We start from the raw sequence: 17,560 nt of genomic DNA on the forward strand, positions 1-17,560 counted from the left end.
TTAGCTTCCGAGTTCTAATTGGTTTTTTACCAAATGATAGTAATTCCCTTTTTGTTTTACGAGGGCTTTATGACTTCCAACTTCTACGATTTTTCCTTGCTCTAAAACCACAATTTGATCGGCGTGTTTGACAGTGCTTAAACGGTGTGCAATCACCACCACCGTTTTGTCTTTAAAAAACGTATTCAGTTTTTCCATGATAACTTTTTCGTTATTGGCATCGAGTGCCGAAGTGGCTTCATCAAAAAACAAGTAATTGGGGTTTTTATAGACCGCTCTGGCAATGAGTAAACGTTGTTTTTGACCCGTACTTAAGCCAACGCCTTCCATCCCTATTTTAGTGTTGTACGATAAGGGCAAGGTTTCTATAAACTCTTGAATGTTGGCAACATCCACGGCATGGGCTAATTTTTGCTTATCTACATAATCAACACCAACCGCTATGTTATTGGCAATGGTATCGCTAAAAATATAACCTTCTTGCATCACCACCCCACTTTGACTTCGCCAGGCTTTTTGAGAGACGTTTTTAAGGTCGTAACTTCCTAGCTTCATCATTCCGTCACTGGGTTCGTAAAACTTCAATAGAAGCTTCATTAACGTTGTTTTACCACTACCACTAGTTCCTACAATTGCAGTAATTTTTTTTGTAGGAATTTCTAAGTCTAAATCTTTTAAAACTAGCTGATTTGAACCAATATACCTGAAAGATACTTTATTAAGTTTTAAATCCAAATCTTCATTAATCGAAGTAATTTTTTGTTCATCTTGTTGCTCCTCATCTTCTTGATTATGAATTTCAGAGAGTCTTTCTAAAGAAATTTTGGCATCTTGAAAATCTCTAATAAACTTTATTAATTGCGAAATTGGAGAGTTTAACTGACCTACTATATAGGTTATAGCTAACATAGCCCCTAAAGTTATATTGCCATCAATAACTAATTTTGCAGCCCATATAGTAATAAGGATGTTTTTTAATTCATTAATGAAATCTGACCCTACACTTTGATATTGTTCTAACTCGAGTTCTTTAATAGAGATTTTAAATAATTGTGCCTGTAAATATTCCCACCCCCATCTTTTTTGTTTTTCTGCATTATGCAATTTTATTTCTTGCATACCATTAATTAGCTCAATAACTTTAGATTGTTCTTGACTGATTTGAGAAAATTGCTTGTAATCTAATTCTCTTTGCTTTTTTAGAAAAAACGAAATCCAAATAAAATATAAAATACTTCCAACTAAGAAAATTAAAAATATTTGAATATTATAATACAATAATATAACTCCAAAGGTTAATAAATTAAACATAGAAAATAGAACATTAAGTGTAGAGGACGTAAGGACTATTTCTATTCTTTTATGGTCATTTATTCTTTGCAAAATATCACCTGTCATTCGAGTATCAAAAAAAGCTATAGGTAAACTCATTAGTTTTATAAAAAAATCTGAAACTAACGAAATGTTAATGCGAGTACTTAAATGTAATAGTATCCAACTTCTAATTATTTCTATTGATATTCGTCCAATAAATAAGGCTAATTGAGCAAAAAGAACAAGGTAAATAAAATGAATATCTTGATTTTTAATACCTACATCAACTATGCTTTGAGTTAAAAAAGGAAAAATTAATTGCAATAAACTACTTGCTACTAATCCAATTATTAACTGAACAATGTATTTTTTATATTTAAGTAAATACTTTGTTAAAAAAGAAATATTTAATTTATGATTATTATCGAATTTAGATTCGTAAAACTTAGGTGTTGGCTCCATTAATAGTACCAAGCCTTCTTCAGTTTCATCTGAAGAATTATTACCAATCCAATGTTTAAGAAACTCGTCTTTAGTGTATTTTATTAAACCATAAGCTGGGTCAGAAATAAAATATGTATTATTTTTTATTTCGTATAAAACAACATAATGGTTTTTATTCCAATGTAAGATACATGGTAGAGGCGCTTCAGATAATCTATTTAAAGATATTTTAGCCCCCAAAGACCTTATGCCTATTTTTTCTAAAGCATCACTAATTCCTAAAATACTACTTCCTTGTCTTGTGGTTTCACTTAAATCTCTAAGTTCTTGAATAGAAATATTTTTTCCATAATATTTAGATATAATTTTTAGACATGTTGGACCACAATCTTTTAAGTCTGCTTGCTTATAAAAAGGAAATTTTTTCAAATGATTTTATTTTTAAACTAAACCATATTGTTTAATCACTTTTTGTTTTAGTGGATTTAAACTCCAGTCTTCCCACGTACATGTACTCGGATTATACCCACATTTTAAAGGTTTACTATATAAATCCATTGGATTTTCTATAAAAGCTCTACAATCTGTACAATTAAATCTAAATTCACAGTCTTTACAAGTATCAATTTGAGTTTTATTTATTGTCCAAAACTTATTAAAAGTCTTTTCTTTAATAATATCTTTTATTTTAGTTTCTTTTAAATTACCGTGTATTAAATCCATTACTGGACAATTTTTAATATTCCCTGATGAATCTATTGAAACTTTTTTATTTAAACATCCATTTTTTTCCTCTAATTCAATATGATTATTTATGTTTTCAAAATTTAAGTTTTCTTTATTAATAACTCCACAACACTTCCCTTTATTAAAAGGATATGTAATAAAATATAGTTTACCGAAATGAAGTGGATAGAATCCTTCTTTTTCAATTGAAAAATCTACGATTTCTGATTTAGGTGAGCTATATATGTATATATGAGATATTGGAGAGTAGTTTAAAATTAAGTCATTTAAATCTTTCGTAGATACTTCTTCGGAATAAGTCAAATGCATTTCAACATAATTAATATTTGTTTTATTAATTATATCTAATATTTTCTTTTTAAAGTTTAAATTAAATTTAGAAAGAAACCTTAACTGTACATCGTTGCATCTCAACTCTTCAATTTCAGCTACTAATTGTGTAAACATTGTTTCTGAAAAATTACTCTCATCAATTTCTATAATTACATCTTTTAATAACACAAACTCATCATCAACACAGTTTTCTCTTGCGGGATAACTATCTAAATTACTAGAAAAAAAACCTATTTCATTATGTAGTAAAAACTCTATAAACTCTGAAAATGATTTTTTAGACTCATCATTAATAGTTTCTTCTATTTCATTAATTCTATTTCTATTTAAAATTTGTATTAAATCAAAATATTCATTTGAAATAAAGTATAATTCATTTCTCAAATAATCAATTATTAAACTTCTTTTGAGTCCTTTAACCACCTTACAACTACTTGAAAGTATAAAAAAATTATTATTCATCATTGTTAAAAGTTTTAAAATTAATTGTTTTAGAAATTTGTCTATTTGGATAATAGTCTCGCATATTATCACACTGAAGAAAAGAATTATATTTTATCATTTTTAACTCATCATGAATAAATGTAATTTGATTATAATAAATCTTTCTAAAATGAAGAGGTATTTTATTAAGTTTTTCCCCTTTTAACTCTACTTTATTTAAATATTCCATTTATTAAATATTTTGCTATTATTTTATCTAAATTATAATTACATGGCTCTGAGACCATTCCATATTGACCTACAGGATTTATTTCTAAAAACACATAGTCTCCATTCTTATTTATTATTAAATCTACAGAGCCACAGTTTAACTTTAATTCATTAAAGAGGTTATCTAATTTTACTTCAACATTTTTAGGTAATTTATATGGTTCTGTTTTATTTGGTTTTTGACTATTGTATTTTCTAAAATCTACTACTGTTTGGTTTGATGATTGAGAAAATATAACCATTGAAAAGAAGTGCCCGTCCAAGTAGAAAGTTCTAATTTCTGACTCCTTTTCAATTTGTTCCATAATTAGTGATGGGAAAAAGTGAATTTCTTCATTAGTAGTGTGTAGTAACTCGTCTTCTATAAGTTCGGTATAAGAATAAAATCTTTGGTTACCTATAATATTATAAACTCCATTAGATATAGCTTTTGAAATAAGATTAGGATTATTTTTACCAAATTCATACATTTGAGTAGTATTTCTAACAATTTTAAAATTTGGTATTTTTAACCCTTGCTTCTTTGCTATTTCATTAACAATCAGTTTATTCAAATTAAATGTAGGTTTTCCTAAATTAATTTTGCAATTTTGATAAACTTGATAATAAATAAAATCAATTAAATCTTCTACTTCATTTTTTATAAGATCACTATTTTTATCAATAAGAGAAGTTAAGTTAAACCCCTTACTAAATAACACATCTTCCTTTTTTAAATCAGTAAAATAAGATTTTCCAATACCTCTTCTACGCCACCAACATGCTTTTGCATCAAGTAAATTGAAAACTTTATTGGTCAAAGTGTTTTTAATAAAAATACCTTTAGACGTAATTTTATCAAATTTATGTATTTCATCATCTGCATTTAATCTGATGACTTTTTCTCCAAAATATTCCAACCATCTAATTACATCTGAAGTAGAAATATCATATTTAATTGTGAAAATTATAATCATGCCTTACTTAATTAATCAACATCGTGTGAATGAGAATCATTATCATTAGCCGTTGTCATAGTATGACGATGACTAGTATTGGTAGCCGTATTATTAGTTATTTCCTGTTTGCCTCCAGTTATATTTTGCAATTTGGAAGAGCTTAATTGTTCTACTTTAAATTTATTTAGTTTCATATTTTTTTTATTTAGTCTGAATCATTTCTGAGTGCATCTTGGTCTGAACAACAGCAAACTGTTTGTCTACGACTACTATGAGTAGGACCTTCAAATGCAACTTCTTTCATCTGCCCTGCAGCTACATTTTGTAATACTGAAGTAGATAGTTGTTCGAATTGAAAATTTGATAGTTTCATAATCTTTAGTTTTAATTATATTTGTATTAGTTATACTATTTGTGTCTAGCTTTTAGTATAATAACAATACACAAGAGGATTAAAAACCCTCTTGTGTTAATTGAGAAAAACTATAGCTTAATCGCTATCCTGTCTACCAGTATCGTGATCTGTACCAGTACATGTTGTTCTTCGTCTTCTAGTGCTTGTAACACCTTCGTCTTCTAAAGCCATAGTTCCTCCTGCAATATTTTGTAATTCAGAAGTAGATAGCTTTTCAAATTGAAAATTTGATAATTTCATAATTTCAAAAGATTAGAATTATGCCTACTCTTTTTAAGGTTTTCGGCTTACCCTGATTGTTGCAACAATTTTGTTATCAGATAAAAAACTGATTTATATTTTTAATTAAGTCTTTGTTTATCTTCGTTAAATTTAGCTATCCTTCTTTGCTTTACATTTTTACTACCAATTTTATAAGTAAGTGAAAGTGTAAAATTTCTCATATCGTTATAAATACTTGAAGACTGTGTGAAATTCTGATACTGTTCTTCTCCTACATTTCTATTTTGTTTAAATAAATCATTTCCAGATATATTTACTTGAAGGTTCTCTTCAAGTAATCTAAATTTCAATCCTAAATCAAGACTAGCTCTGTTTCTTGATTTAAAAAAACCATCTACGTTCGGAAAGCTTTGAAAGAAATTGATTGTAAAAAAGGATGTTCTTTTTTCGTTTAAAGAAATGGTGTTTTTTGTTGAAAAATAGACACCATAACCATCATAAGATTTTAATGTTTCATTTTCAAAATTTGAATTTGCTTTATTAAAATAAGTACTTACAGAATTATAACTATTAACCCATTTAAAAAGTGTTAAACGATGGCTAACATCTAAACCATAAGTGTATTGATTATATAGGTTTTCCGGCTTCGTAATAATCTCATTAGAATTTTCATTAGCTATAGTAATAAAGTCTATAACATCAATAAGCTTTGAACCATATAATATTAGCGATAAGTTGTTTTTATAAATGTATGAAAATTCTAAATTATGAGTAAATGAAGGCAATAAAAAAGGATCCCCCGATTCATAAGAATATGGGTCTGAATAAATTCTGAAAGGATTTAAATTTGAAAAACCTGGTCTATCAATTCTTTTTGAATAAGACATAGATAGTGAATGATTTTCTTTTGGATCATATGAAATATATGCACTCGGAAAAATATTATTTAAATTATTAGTGTTTGTCTGGTTTAATGTAGGAGAGAAACCTTTTAAATAGGTATTTTCGTATCTTAAACCTATTTGTGCAATCCATTTTTCACTTAATTCTTTCTCTATTGAAATATATAAGGCTGATGTTCTTTCTTCATATTCGAATTGATTAGACCTGTTTAAATTGATTATTGGAGTTCCATATGTTGTATCGTAGTAAAACAGACTACTATTATTATTTATAAAAGTTAATTTTCCTCCAACCTCTAAATCAAAAGCATCATAAGGTAGTGTGAAATCTGTTTTTAAAGATGCTACTTCATATTTGTTATCAGAATTATTTAGAACAGATGTATTTAAACTATTAACACCATTACCCAGCCTATTAATACTATTGAAATCTATATCATTTGAACTATCTTTTACTAAGTAATCGATATTTAAACTGAATTTCTTTCCAATACTATCTAGCTTTAAATCATAATATCCATTAATAGAATGAAAATTATACTTATTTTTATTTCTTGTTAACGTTGTTAAAATAGAGTCTAAAACAAAATTTTCCTTTTGAATAAAATTACTTATATTATTTCCTCTTTGACTAATATCCCAAAAACTACCGCTATAAATAAATCCTGTTTCTGATTTTTCATTTATTTTATAATTCGAATTTAGATTTAGCATTAACCCTTTAGAAGAATCTTTTCTGTCTTTTGATGTATTCCAAAATCTAGAAGTGTATTCTACATCGTTTGTAGATATAGATTTTTTAGCTTCTGTATCAGCAGAGACGTTCAGTGATATATTTAATTTTTTAGTCGCAAATTTCACATTACTGGTTGGTATAAAGGCAGCATATGTTCTTTGTATATATGTAGCTCCAACAGAACCATCCCATCCTAAGTTTGGATTTTTTTTAGTTACAATATTAATTAAACCACTGTTTCCTTCAGCGTCATATTTAGCAGGAGGCGTTGTAATAACTTCTATTTTTGAAATATTGTCTGAACGAATACTTCTTAAATATGCTTCTAAATCACTACTTGATAAATTGAGCACTCTTCCATCTATTAAAACATTAACACTACTTTTTCCAATAATTTTGATTCCACCACTTGAAACATCAATTCTTGGAGTTCGTTGCAAAACTTCTAATCCATCAACTCCTTGAGAAACAATACTATTTTCAACATTAAAAATTAATCGGTCGACTTTTTTTTGGATTAAAGGTTTTTTTGCTGAAATAACTATTTCATCTAATTTATTTTTACTGTGTATTAATGTAATATTACCTAAATCAATGTCTTTATTTTTAACTAGTACTTCTTTAACCCAGTCCTTATAACCAATAAAAGTAACTATTAAATTGTATTTTCCTTTTTTTGATTTTATTGTAAAAGAACCTTGATCGTTGGTTATAGAGCCTGAAACAAAATTATTATCAACGTCAGTCAATATAACATTCGCAAACTCTATATAGCTTATAGAGTCTTTTACCTTCCCCTTTACAATAATTTGAGAAAAAGAAAAAAAGGGAATAATTGAGGTTAAAGCTAATAATAAATACTTCATGTTTTTAATTGATTTGAGACTCTAAACTTACAACTAGATTCAACTTAAACAAAACTTATGTAGTTGAAATTTATAAATTTCATGTCCGTATTTATAAATTTCAGCCTCTATAATTATTTATAAAACACTCATTTTGAGGTTTTTAAATTTATTTTAGGAACTAATTATAAAATCCGTAGATTTACAGTCCCAAAACCTACTTAGTGCATGTTAAAACCTAAAAACCCTTATACTTTTTTCAATACTTATTGTTTAAGAACACCTCTTTTACCATTGAATCGGGTTTTAAATGCACTACAAAAAAGAGGTTTTGAGGATGAGTCTCTAAAAGAGTATTGGCAAAACACTCATTTAAAAGAAGCTGTTTTTTTAGCATCGCCCTACCTTTTCTCTGAACTAGAATTACTATTTGAGGGAACAATCACTTCTGTAAAAAAAGCAGAAAAGTTAAAACAAAGCTTTTTAAAATATGTTCTCAGAGCCTCCTCTCGTTGTACGCCTTTTGGACTGTTCTCTGGAGTCTCTTTAGGTCATTTTAATGATACAAGTTGTATAGAACTAGAAACAACTAAAACCTTGAAACGCCGAACACGTTTGGATGTGAACTATATGGTTGCGCTCTCAAACTATTTAGAAAAAGAGCCCGTCATAAAAAACCAATTGGTGTTTTACCCCAACAGTTCGCTCTATAAAATTGCGGATCAATATCGATATATTGCATTTGAAATAGATGGTTTAAAACGCTCTTATGCTGTTGAAGGCATAGAGTATTCGGTTTATATAGAGACCGTCTTAAATGAAGCTAAAATGGGTAAAACCATTACTGAATTGGCCGTTACAATTACGGACGAAACGATCACTGAAGAGGAAGCCACCCACTTTATTCATGAACTCATAGACAACCAGGTCTTAAGTAGTGAATTAGAACACTCTATTTCAGGAACTGATATGCTATCCCAAACACTAGTGACCTTAAAACAATTAAAACAGTGTGACTCTAATATACAAGACCTACTTAGCATTCAAAAAACACTTCAAAAATTAGATGACACTGACAGAAATACCAGTGAAGATTATAAAAAATGTAATCCGATTTTAGAGGCCCTTGGCGTGCCTTATGAGACGAAAGATGTGTTTCAAACGGATCTTTTTACAACGACTAAAAACAATGCTTTAAACAAAAAAGTAGCGCACGAATTACGCCGGGCTTTACCACTTTTAAGTAGCCTTAACAAAAAAGATCACAACCCTCATTTAGAGCAATTCAAAAAAGCGTTTAAAGAGCGTTATGAAACAAGAAAAATTCCATTAGCTATGGCTTTGGATATAGAAATGGGAGTTGGCTACATTCAAAATGAAGCTGTTTCAAATACCGTTTCGTTTTTAAATGACATTACGCCTCAAACAGATCACTCCTCTTCTCAAAACTTCTCTTTATCAGAAATTGAAATTAGCATTCAAAAATTAATGTTTGATGCATTAAAGAATCAGCACTATAGCATTGAACTAAAGGAAGCAATTTTCGCGGATCGTGAAGTGTCTATAGATCATTTACCTGACACCCTTTCCGCACTCATTGAAGTGATTACTCTAAACAATGAAGAATGTGTTTACATACACTCTTTTGGAGGTTCCAATGGGGCTAATTTACTTGCTCGGTTTTGTGAGGAGACTGGAGAATTATTTGATTACGTTAAAGAAATGACCTGTATAGAACAGCAGATGAACCCACACAGTGTTTTAGTTGAACTCATCCATTTGCCTGAAGCTAGAGTTGGAAATGTGATTAAAAGACCGCATTTAAGAGCTTATGAATTGCCCTATCTCGGCAAGTCTAATCTGCCGTTAGAACAGCAAATTAATATTAATGATGTTTTAGTATTTATTAAAAACAACCGTATTGTTTTATGGTCAAAAAAATTAGACAAAGCCATTCTACCTCGTTTAACAAATGCTCATAATTACACAAAAAATACGCTTCCTATCTATCATTTTTTATGTGATTTACAAACTCAAAATATTCAAAAAAAGCTTGGATTTTCTTGGGGCGCACTCGCCAACAATCATTCCTTTTTACCTAGAGTGTGTTATAAAACCCTCATTCTTTCCAAAGCCACTTGGATTATTGAAACTAAAAAATTTCAATCTTTATTTAAATTAGACAAAAACGGAGCGAACTTATTGGATTTAATAAGCGGGTGGAGAGCAACTATTCAAATGCCTCAATATGTTCAGTTAAAAGAAGCCGATAATACGTTACTTATAAATCTCGAAAATACAACAATGCTTCATTTGTTATTCGATTCGGTTAAACGCAAAACACAGTTTATCTTAGAAGAATTTTTATTTACAGAAAAACCTATCGTAAAAAATGAGGATAATGATTTTTTTACGAATCAATTTGTAGTGTCATTTTACAATGAGGAAAAACTAAAAAAAGCTGTTAATTATGCAAACTAGATTTTTTTTAGGGGATGAATGGATTTACTATAAATTGTATTGTGGTAAACGAACAGCGGATCATATTCTTGTGGATATTATAAAGCCATTTACTGAAAAACTATTAAAAGAAAACCTAATCACCAAATGGTTCTTTATTCGGTATCACGACCCTAACCATCATTTACGGGTGCGCTTTCATTGTGAAGATCTTTCTAAAATAGGGACGATTATTAATACCTTTAAAAATGCGATCGACCATCAAGTTGCTAATGACTTTATTTGGAAGGTTCAAACAGATACCTACCAAAGAGAAATTGAACGCTATGGGAAACTCACAATGATTGGATCAGAGAATCTGTTTTTTCATGACAGCAGCACTAGCATTAATGCTTTGAATTTGATTGAAGATGAGGAACTCTTATTTTTATTTGTTTTAAAATCCATAGATGCATTGTTAAGTGTTTTTGAATACGATTTAAAAGCTAAAATTAGTTTCTCTAAAGTGAACCTGACTTCTTATAGAAATGAGTTTAAAGCGGAGAAAAACTTCAGCAAACAGCTAAATAAAAAATATCAAAAATTAAGACCTAAAGTGGAATCGTTCATGGCTTTAAAAGAAAGTAGTGATTATGACGCTCTCTTAAACTTAATAACGACTAAGAATAGAGAAATCGAAACAATTAAAACACCTATTTTAGAGTTGCATAAAAATAATAAATTAGAAGTTCCGTTAAATCATTTACTATCTAGTTATATACACATGATGGTCAACCGTCAATTTAGAGACAAACAACGTTTATTTGAATTGGTTTGTTATGATTGCCTATTTCGATATTACAACAGCCTATTTGCAAAACAATTAAATTAACTCAACGTGAAGTATAAATTATCCCCCATATTTATCTTTCTATTTCTGACTTCAACCCTTTGGAGCCAACAAACGGCTTTAAGTTATGAAGTTTTAGAAAACAATATTAAGACTTCAAAGTCAGATTCTATTCGTGAAATATATGCTTCGACGTTACTTTTAAAAGCAAAAAAAGAAAATAATGTTCTAAAAATTGCTGATGGCTATAATCATTTGTCAGAAATTAACTCCCACACTTTAAGTGGTTTAAAATATGCTGATAGTATTATTGACTTGACAGCTACATTAATAAATTCAAAATACCCTGCTGAAGGTTATCTTCAAAAAGGAATTCAGTTGTTTTATTTAGCAAAACATAATGAATCCTTAGACAATTATATTAGGGCTCTTAATGATTTTCAGGCAAATAATAATACTTATGGAAAAGTAAGAGTGAACCATTATATAGGTCTATTAAAAAACAGTATAAATGAAGAGAAAGAAGCGTTAGAAATTTTTAAAAAAAATATTTCTTTTTTTGAAAGTTCAAAAAATAAACATTTATACAAAAGACAATACTTAAAGTCCTTATTTGCAATTGTAGATTCTTATAACAGAAATAAAATATTAGATTCAGCAGAAATATATGGAAGAATGGGTATTAAGGAAAGCTTTCAAAGTCATGACAAGTATTTGTATAATTATTTTTTATTATCATATGGATCAACTAAAACTTTTAAGGGAGAATATAAAGTAGCGATTGACAGTCTTATTAAAGGCACCAAATTATTAACAAATGAAAAGCTTGTAATAGCAGGAAGTTATTTGATTTTAAGTCAAGCTTTTGAAGGCCTAAAAGAGTATTCAAAATCATTACTATATTTAGATAAAGTAGATTCATTATATCAAAAAAATCCTGAAACAATATTTCAAGCAAAGGAATCTTATAAGATTTTACTTAAGTATAGTCAAAAAGAAAATAATCCCCAAAAGCAATTAAATACAATTAAAAAACTTCTTAAAGTTGATAGTATTATTAATGTTAAACACAATCAGTTAAGTAAGAATATTGTAAAAAAACATGATACTCCAGAATTAATTTTAGAAAAAGAACGCATAATTAAACAATTGAATAATAGTTATTCTTTATCCAAAAATAAAATTATTATTTTATCTATTGTCATTATCTTCTTAATTATCATTTTGCTTTATAGTATAAGAAAAAGCATAATTAATAAGAAAAAATTTGAAATTATTAAAGCAAAAATTAATTCCGATGTTAAAGAAGAAAACAAAGAAAATTTAATAAAGGTTACTACTACAACTACTATTACTACTGGAATACCCGAAGATTTAGTAAAAGAAATTATACTTAGTTTAGAGAAATTTGAAAGTTCAAATAAGTTTTCAAAAAAACATTATACATTAAACACCCTTGCAAAAGAACTAAAAACAAACAGCACCTATTTATCTAAAGTAATAAATGCAACAAAAGAAGCAAATTTTGCTAATTATTTGAACAATTTAAAAGTTGATTTTGCTATTAAAAGGTTATCAAAGAATAAGCAATTTAGAGCATATACAATAAAAGCTATTGCAGAGGATTCTGGTTTTAATAACGCACAATCATTTTCGGCTGCATTTCATAAAAAAACAGGTATTTATCCATCATATTTTATTAAAGAACTTAATAATGAAAAATGAATTCAAGTTGTTGATTTAAAAAGTCTTGGCTAATTATTTTGTTGTTGATATTTATAAATTTCAACATATAAAATAGCATTAAATCAAAATTATAGCAGTAGATTTATAAAACTCTAAATTTAAAATTATGAAAAAAACAGAATTAAAAAAAGAAAAACTTGGAATTAAAAAATTTCAAATTTCAAAAATCAACAACCCTCAATTAATAATTGGTGGGAATGCTAATTTAGGTGATGATGATGACGGCGATCATCCAACACTAGTAACTAAATAGAAAAAACACACACCATATTCTAATTTATTATGGTGTGTGTTTTTTAAATTAATAAACCCTATGAACTATAAATCTATTGCTATTTTAATTCTATGTATTTTAATTATGCAATGTAAAAATAAGAAAGAATTAGTGTTAGCACCAATTAATGTTGTTGTTGATGAAATTCATGGACAAAGAATAGAAGATCCGTATCGTTATATGGAAAATATTGATGATAGTATTTATATAAATTGGTTAAAAGGTCAAAAAGAAAATAAAGAATCAGTAGTAGGTAATATTTCTAATAGAGATAATTTAAAATTAAAAATAGAAAAGTTTCAAGAAAGGACTCCTGAAAAAATCTCAAAACTAACAATCATGGATAATGATGTTTACTTTTATTTAAAAGAGAACACAACATCTAAAGTAAAAAAACTGTATTCAAGAGATGGCTTTAAAGGAGAAGAAGTTTTATTATATAATCCTGAAAACTTTGATAATGAACATCCTTATGTAATAAATTATATTAAACCTAGTTGGGATACTTCAAAAGTAGTTATAGGCTTAACAAAAAATGACGAAGAATTTTCAATATTAAAAATCCTTGATGTAAAAACTAAAAATTTAGTTGGAGATATTAAAATAACTAATACACTTCCAACTTCTCTAGGAGGTGTTAAATGGTTGCCTGATGATTCTGGTATTATTTATGTAAATGTACCAGTAATTGATTCTAAATCTAAAAAATATTTACACAATTCGGAAGTTGTACTATATAGATTTAATGATAACCCTAAAGAATCTCCCACTGTTATTTTTTCAAAAAAGGAGAATCCAAAACTGAAAATAAAGGAAGAAGATTTCCCGTTAATTTACTTAGACAACCAAAATGTTGAATATATTATTGGAGTGGTTACTAGAGCTTCAAGATATAGAGATACTTATTATATAAAAATAGATGAACTTAATAATAAAAAAATTAAATGGGAGCCATTATTTAAAAAAGAAGAAAAGATTAAACGCTTTATTGTTACAAAAGATGAAATCATTTATATGACTTCAAAAACAACTCCCAATTTTCAAATATGTAAAACCTCACTAAGTAATCCTGATTTTGAAAATCCACAAGTTTTAGTTTATGAGAATACTAAAGAAGTTATTACAGATTTTGTTATAACAAAACAAGGCTTGTTTTTCGTAAAAATAAAAAATGGTGTTGATGCAAAACTTTATAAAATAGAAAATAATCAAGAAAAAAATATCGAGATCCCAAAACCTTCAGGAAGTATAAATGTATCCTCCAAAAATGAAAACTCTAATGATTTATGGATATCGATTGATGGGTGGACGCATAAAAAAGAGACCTATAAATATGATTATGATAAAAGTGTATTTATCCCTCAAAATTTATACCCAGTAGCAGAATATTCGTTACTCAATGATGTGGTTGTTAAAGAAATTGAAGTACCATCGTATGATGGTACATTAGTTCCATTATCTGTAATTTATAAAAATAGCATTAAATTAAATGGAGAAAACAGAATGTTACTTACTGGCTATGGCGCTTATGGCATAACTGATAAACCTGTGTTAGACGACTATTTACTAAACTGGATTAATGAAGGAGGAATCTATGCTTTAGCACATGTGAGAGGTGGAGGAGAAAAAGGAGATGCATGGCATAAAGAAGGGTTTAAAACAACAAAACCAAATACATGGAAGGACTTTATTTCGTGTACTGAATATTTGATTGATAAAGAATATACTTCAAATAAAAATTTAGCTGTTTGGAGCGGAAGTGCTGGAGGAATACTTGTAGGTAGAGCGATTACTGAACGTCCAGATTTATATGCTGCCGCAATAATACGGGTCGGATTACTAAATACTTTACGTTCAGAGTTCGCTCCAAACGGAAAAAATAATATTAAAGAATTTGGAACAATTAAAGATTCATTAGAATTTAAATCTCTATTAGAAATGGATGCGTTTCACAACATAAAAGATGGTGTTGAGTATCCAGCAGTTTACTTAACAGGAGGTATGAATGATGCTAGAGTTGCTGTTTGGCAACCTAGCAAATTTGCTGCAAAATTGCAAAAAGCAAATGCTTCTGAAAATCCTATTATTTTAGATATTGATTTTGATGGTGGTCATGGATTTGATGCAACTTCAAATAAAAAAAATAATGAATTAGCAGATATACTTTCTTTTGCACTCTGGCAAACTGGACATCCAGATTATCAATTGAATAGATAGCGTAGCATTAACAATAGTTAAAATTAGAGTCATATAAGAATTGTTTATGAAAATCATTAGATTAAAACTATTACTTTTAGTTGTGTGTGTTTTTAGTTGTAAAACTAACAACAATACATCTATAGAAATGTTGCCAGAAAAAGAAGTGGTTGAGGAATATTTTGGAACGACTGTTAAAGATTCTTATAAATATATGGAAAACCTCAATGATACTATCGTTTTAAATTGGTATAAACAACAAAGTAACTATGCTAAGAATAAAATTGATAAGATTCACAATCGAAATAAAATTTTGAAGTTTCAAAATATTATAACTAACAATACATCTAAAATTTCAAATATTTTAATAACTAATAATAACCTATATTTTTATTTAAAGAATCATAATGACACAAAAGAGCTCTTTTATAGAGAAGGGATTCATGGTGAGGAGTATTTTTTATTTAATCCTGAAAAACATAAAAAAGGAAGTGCTATAAATTATATTGCTCCTAGTTGGGATGGATCAAAAGTAGCAATAGCTATGACTAAAGATGACTTAGAAATTGGCAATATCATTGTTTTAGATGTATCTAATAAAAAACTATACAACGAATCCATAAATAATTGCTGGCCTTCAGCCTTAGGTGGAATAAGATGGCTTGCTGATAATTCTAGATTTACCTACGAATATATCCCCGTTATTGATAAAAAAGAAAAGAATTATTTATTTAATACCGAAACTCGTTTACATGTTTTGGGAGAAAACCCTGTTAACGACAGAATATTATTTTCAAATAAAAACAATCCTGAGATTGAAATAAAAGAAGAAGATTTCCCTGAGGTTTCTATTAGCAACGAAAAAAGCAATTACATATTTGGGAGTGTTTGGGGGGCTAGCTATTATGCTGATTACTACTCCTCCTCTATTGAAAATATTAACAACCAAAAAATCACATGGAAGCCTCTTTTTAAAAAAGAAGATTTAATAAAGCGGTTTTATTTAGAGGGTGATTATATAGTTTATTTATCCGCAAAAAAAGCTAAAAATTTTGAGATCTGTAGAACTTCATTAATTAATCCAAATTTTGAAGATCCAGAAATTTTAGTCTCCGAAGATGAATCATCTGTAATCACAGATTTAACTTTAACAAGCAAAGGATTGTTTTTTGTTAAAACAAAGAATGGAGTTGAGGCTAAGTTATATCAATTTATTAATAAGAATAAGATCAATAATATTACTCTACCCAAAGAAGCTGGTTATATTAATGTTTCTTCTAATGGGAATTTATTCCCTGACTTGAGAATTGAAATTAAAGGTTGGTTGTCCGACAAAGAACGTTATCAATTTAATCATAAAACAAATCAGTTTACTAAAGAACAATTAGCCAAAGAAAATGGCAATAATGATGAATTATTTGATGGAATTATAATTGAAGAAATAGAAATCATATCGCATGATGGAGTGAAAGTTCCATTATCACTAATTTATAACAAAGACCTAGAATTAAATGGCCAAAATAGAGTGCTAATAAAAGGATATGGAGCATATGGAATAACTCAAAAACCTTTTTTGGATCCTTATATACTGCCTTGGCTAAAAGAAGGTGGGATTTATGCGATGGCGCATGTAAGAGGAGGAGGAGAAAAAGGCGACTTCTGGCATAAAAGTGGGTATAAAGAAACAAAACCTAATACATGGAAAGACCTAATAGCCTGTTCGGAATATCTTATCCATAAAAAGTACTCTTCTAGTAGTAAAACTGTTATTTATAGCGGCAGTGCTGGGGGTATTTTAATAGGTCGAGCCATAACTGAAAGACCAGATTTGTTTGCAGCAGCTATTATAAGAGTTGGAGTACTAAATACTTTAAGGTATGAGTTTTCACCAAATGGAAAAAATAATACTAAAGAGTTAGGTTCAGTCCAAGATTCCATTGGATTTAAAGGTTTGCTTGAGATGGATGCTTATCAGCATATTGAAAAAGGAGTAAAATACCCCGCAGTATACTTGACAGCTGGATTAAATGATTCTAGAGTATCCGTTTGGCAACCAGGGAAATTTGCCGCTAAACTACAAGCTGCAACCACTTCAAATAATCCAGTATTTCTTAATGTAGATTCAGAAGGAGGACATGGACTTGATACTTCTAAAAATAAGAAAAATAAAGAAATTGCCGATATCCTCTCTTTTGCATTATGGCAAACAGGGCATCCAGATTTTCAGTTGAAATAAGACTCTCTGAAAAATCTTTTTTCTTGTCAAGCTGAACCTGCCTACCGTCAGGAAGTCCTGCCTGACGGTAGGCAGGTTTATTTTAGCTTCTCATAATTATTGGTTTTCAATACATTGAGATTCTGAAATAAACCTACCATTCCAACAAAAACACCCGCTAACGCGGACTTGCAGTCCGTGTAAATTAAAACAACCTGAATTGAGGTGAG

General features: G+C 28.6%; 14 protein-coding genes. 6 read left to right on the forward strand and 8 right to left on the reverse strand.

Annotated elements, in window-relative coordinates:
- The 8 genes from FORMB_RS01550 to FORMB_RS01570 form a co-directional block, all read right to left on the reverse strand.
- Positions 1 to 2,187, reverse strand: a complete 2,187-nt coding sequence (locus FORMB_RS01550; RefSeq protein ID WP_069675780.1) for a peptidase domain-containing ABC transporter — start codon at positions 2,185 to 2,187, stop codon at positions 1 to 3.
- A gap of 12 nt (positions 2,188 to 2,199) precedes the next feature.
- The gene (gene gwsS, locus FORMB_RS01555) at positions 2,200 to 3,303 is read right to left on the reverse strand and encodes a grasp-with-spasm system SPASM domain peptide maturase (RefSeq protein WP_083243885.1); all 1,104 of its coding nucleotides are present in this window, start codon (positions 3,301 to 3,303) and stop codon (positions 2,200 to 2,202) included.
- Positions 3,293 to 3,511, reverse strand: coding sequence for a hypothetical protein (locus FORMB_RS01560; protein WP_069675782.1), 219 nt, complete (start codon positions 3,509 to 3,511; stop codon positions 3,293 to 3,295). Before FORMB_RS01560 ends, gwsS begins: the two co-directional genes overlap by 11 nt.
- Positions 3,495 to 4,508, reverse strand: coding sequence for a grasp-with-spasm system ATP-grasp peptide maturase (gene gwsG / locus FORMB_RS01565; protein ID WP_069675783.1), 1,014 nt, complete (start codon positions 4,506 to 4,508; stop codon positions 3,495 to 3,497). Before gwsG ends, FORMB_RS01560 begins: the two co-directional genes overlap by 17 nt.
- An 11-nt stretch (positions 4,509 to 4,519) precedes the next feature.
- Positions 4,520 to 4,684, reverse strand: coding sequence for a hypothetical protein (locus FORMB_RS12935; RefSeq protein ID WP_157498057.1), 165 nt, complete (start codon positions 4,682 to 4,684; stop codon positions 4,520 to 4,522).
- Between the two features lie 11 nt (positions 4,685 to 4,695).
- A complete protein-coding gene (locus FORMB_RS12940) occupies positions 4,696 to 4,863 on the reverse strand; it encodes a hypothetical protein (protein WP_157498058.1) in 168 nt (55 codons plus the stop codon).
- A 117-nt stretch (positions 4,864 to 4,980) separates the two neighbouring features.
- Positions 4,981 to 5,145 (reverse strand): bacteriocin, encoded by a 165-nt coding sequence (locus FORMB_RS12945; RefSeq protein WP_157498059.1) that lies wholly within the window; start codon positions 5,143 to 5,145, stop codon positions 4,981 to 4,983.
- Positions 5,146 to 5,246: 101 nt separating this feature from the next.
- The gene (locus FORMB_RS01570; RefSeq protein WP_069675784.1) at positions 5,247 to 7,631 is read right to left on the reverse strand and encodes a TonB-dependent receptor domain-containing protein; all 2,385 of its coding nucleotides are present in this window, start codon (positions 7,629 to 7,631) and stop codon (positions 5,247 to 5,249) included.
- A 207-nt stretch (positions 7,632 to 7,838) separates the two neighbouring features.
- Between FORMB_RS01570 and FORMB_RS01575 the strand changes: the two genes are divergently transcribed.
- From FORMB_RS01575 to FORMB_RS01595, 6 genes are all read left to right on the forward strand, one after another.
- A complete protein-coding gene (locus FORMB_RS01575) occupies positions 7,839 to 10,091 on the forward strand; it encodes a lantibiotic dehydratase family protein (protein ID WP_069675785.1) in 2,253 nt (750 codons plus the stop codon).
- Positions 10,081 to 10,941, forward strand: a complete 861-nt coding sequence (locus tag FORMB_RS01580; RefSeq protein ID WP_069675786.1) for a thiopeptide-type bacteriocin biosynthesis protein — start codon at positions 10,081 to 10,083, stop codon at positions 10,939 to 10,941. Before FORMB_RS01575 ends, FORMB_RS01580 begins: the two co-directional genes overlap by 11 nt.
- Positions 10,942 to 10,947: 6 nt before the next feature.
- Positions 10,948 to 12,624 carry a helix-turn-helix domain-containing protein gene (locus FORMB_RS01585; protein ID WP_069675787.1) on the forward strand — a complete coding sequence of 559 codons (1,677 nt, stop codon included), beginning with the start codon at positions 10,948 to 10,950 and terminating at the stop codon, positions 12,622 to 12,624.
- A gap of 127 nt (positions 12,625 to 12,751) precedes the next feature.
- Positions 12,752 to 12,898, forward strand: coding sequence for a hypothetical protein (locus FORMB_RS12950; protein WP_157498060.1), 147 nt, complete (start codon positions 12,752 to 12,754; stop codon positions 12,896 to 12,898).
- A gap of 60 nt (positions 12,899 to 12,958) precedes the next feature.
- Complete coding sequence (locus FORMB_RS01590; protein ID WP_083243886.1) at positions 12,959 to 15,136, forward strand: prolyl oligopeptidase family serine peptidase; 2,178 nt, start codon at positions 12,959 to 12,961, stop codon at positions 15,134 to 15,136.
- Positions 15,137 to 15,182: 46 nt separating this feature from the next.
- Complete coding sequence (locus FORMB_RS01595; protein WP_069675789.1) at positions 15,183 to 17,351, forward strand: prolyl oligopeptidase family serine peptidase; 2,169 nt, start codon at positions 15,183 to 15,185, stop codon at positions 17,349 to 17,351.
- Positions 17,352 to 17,560: the final 209 nt, after the last annotated feature.

Origin of the sequence: Formosa sp. Hel1_33_131 (assembly GCF_001735745.1) — a bacterium.
Lineage (GTDB): Bacteria > Bacteroidota > Bacteroidia > Flavobacteriales > Flavobacteriaceae > Hel1-33-131.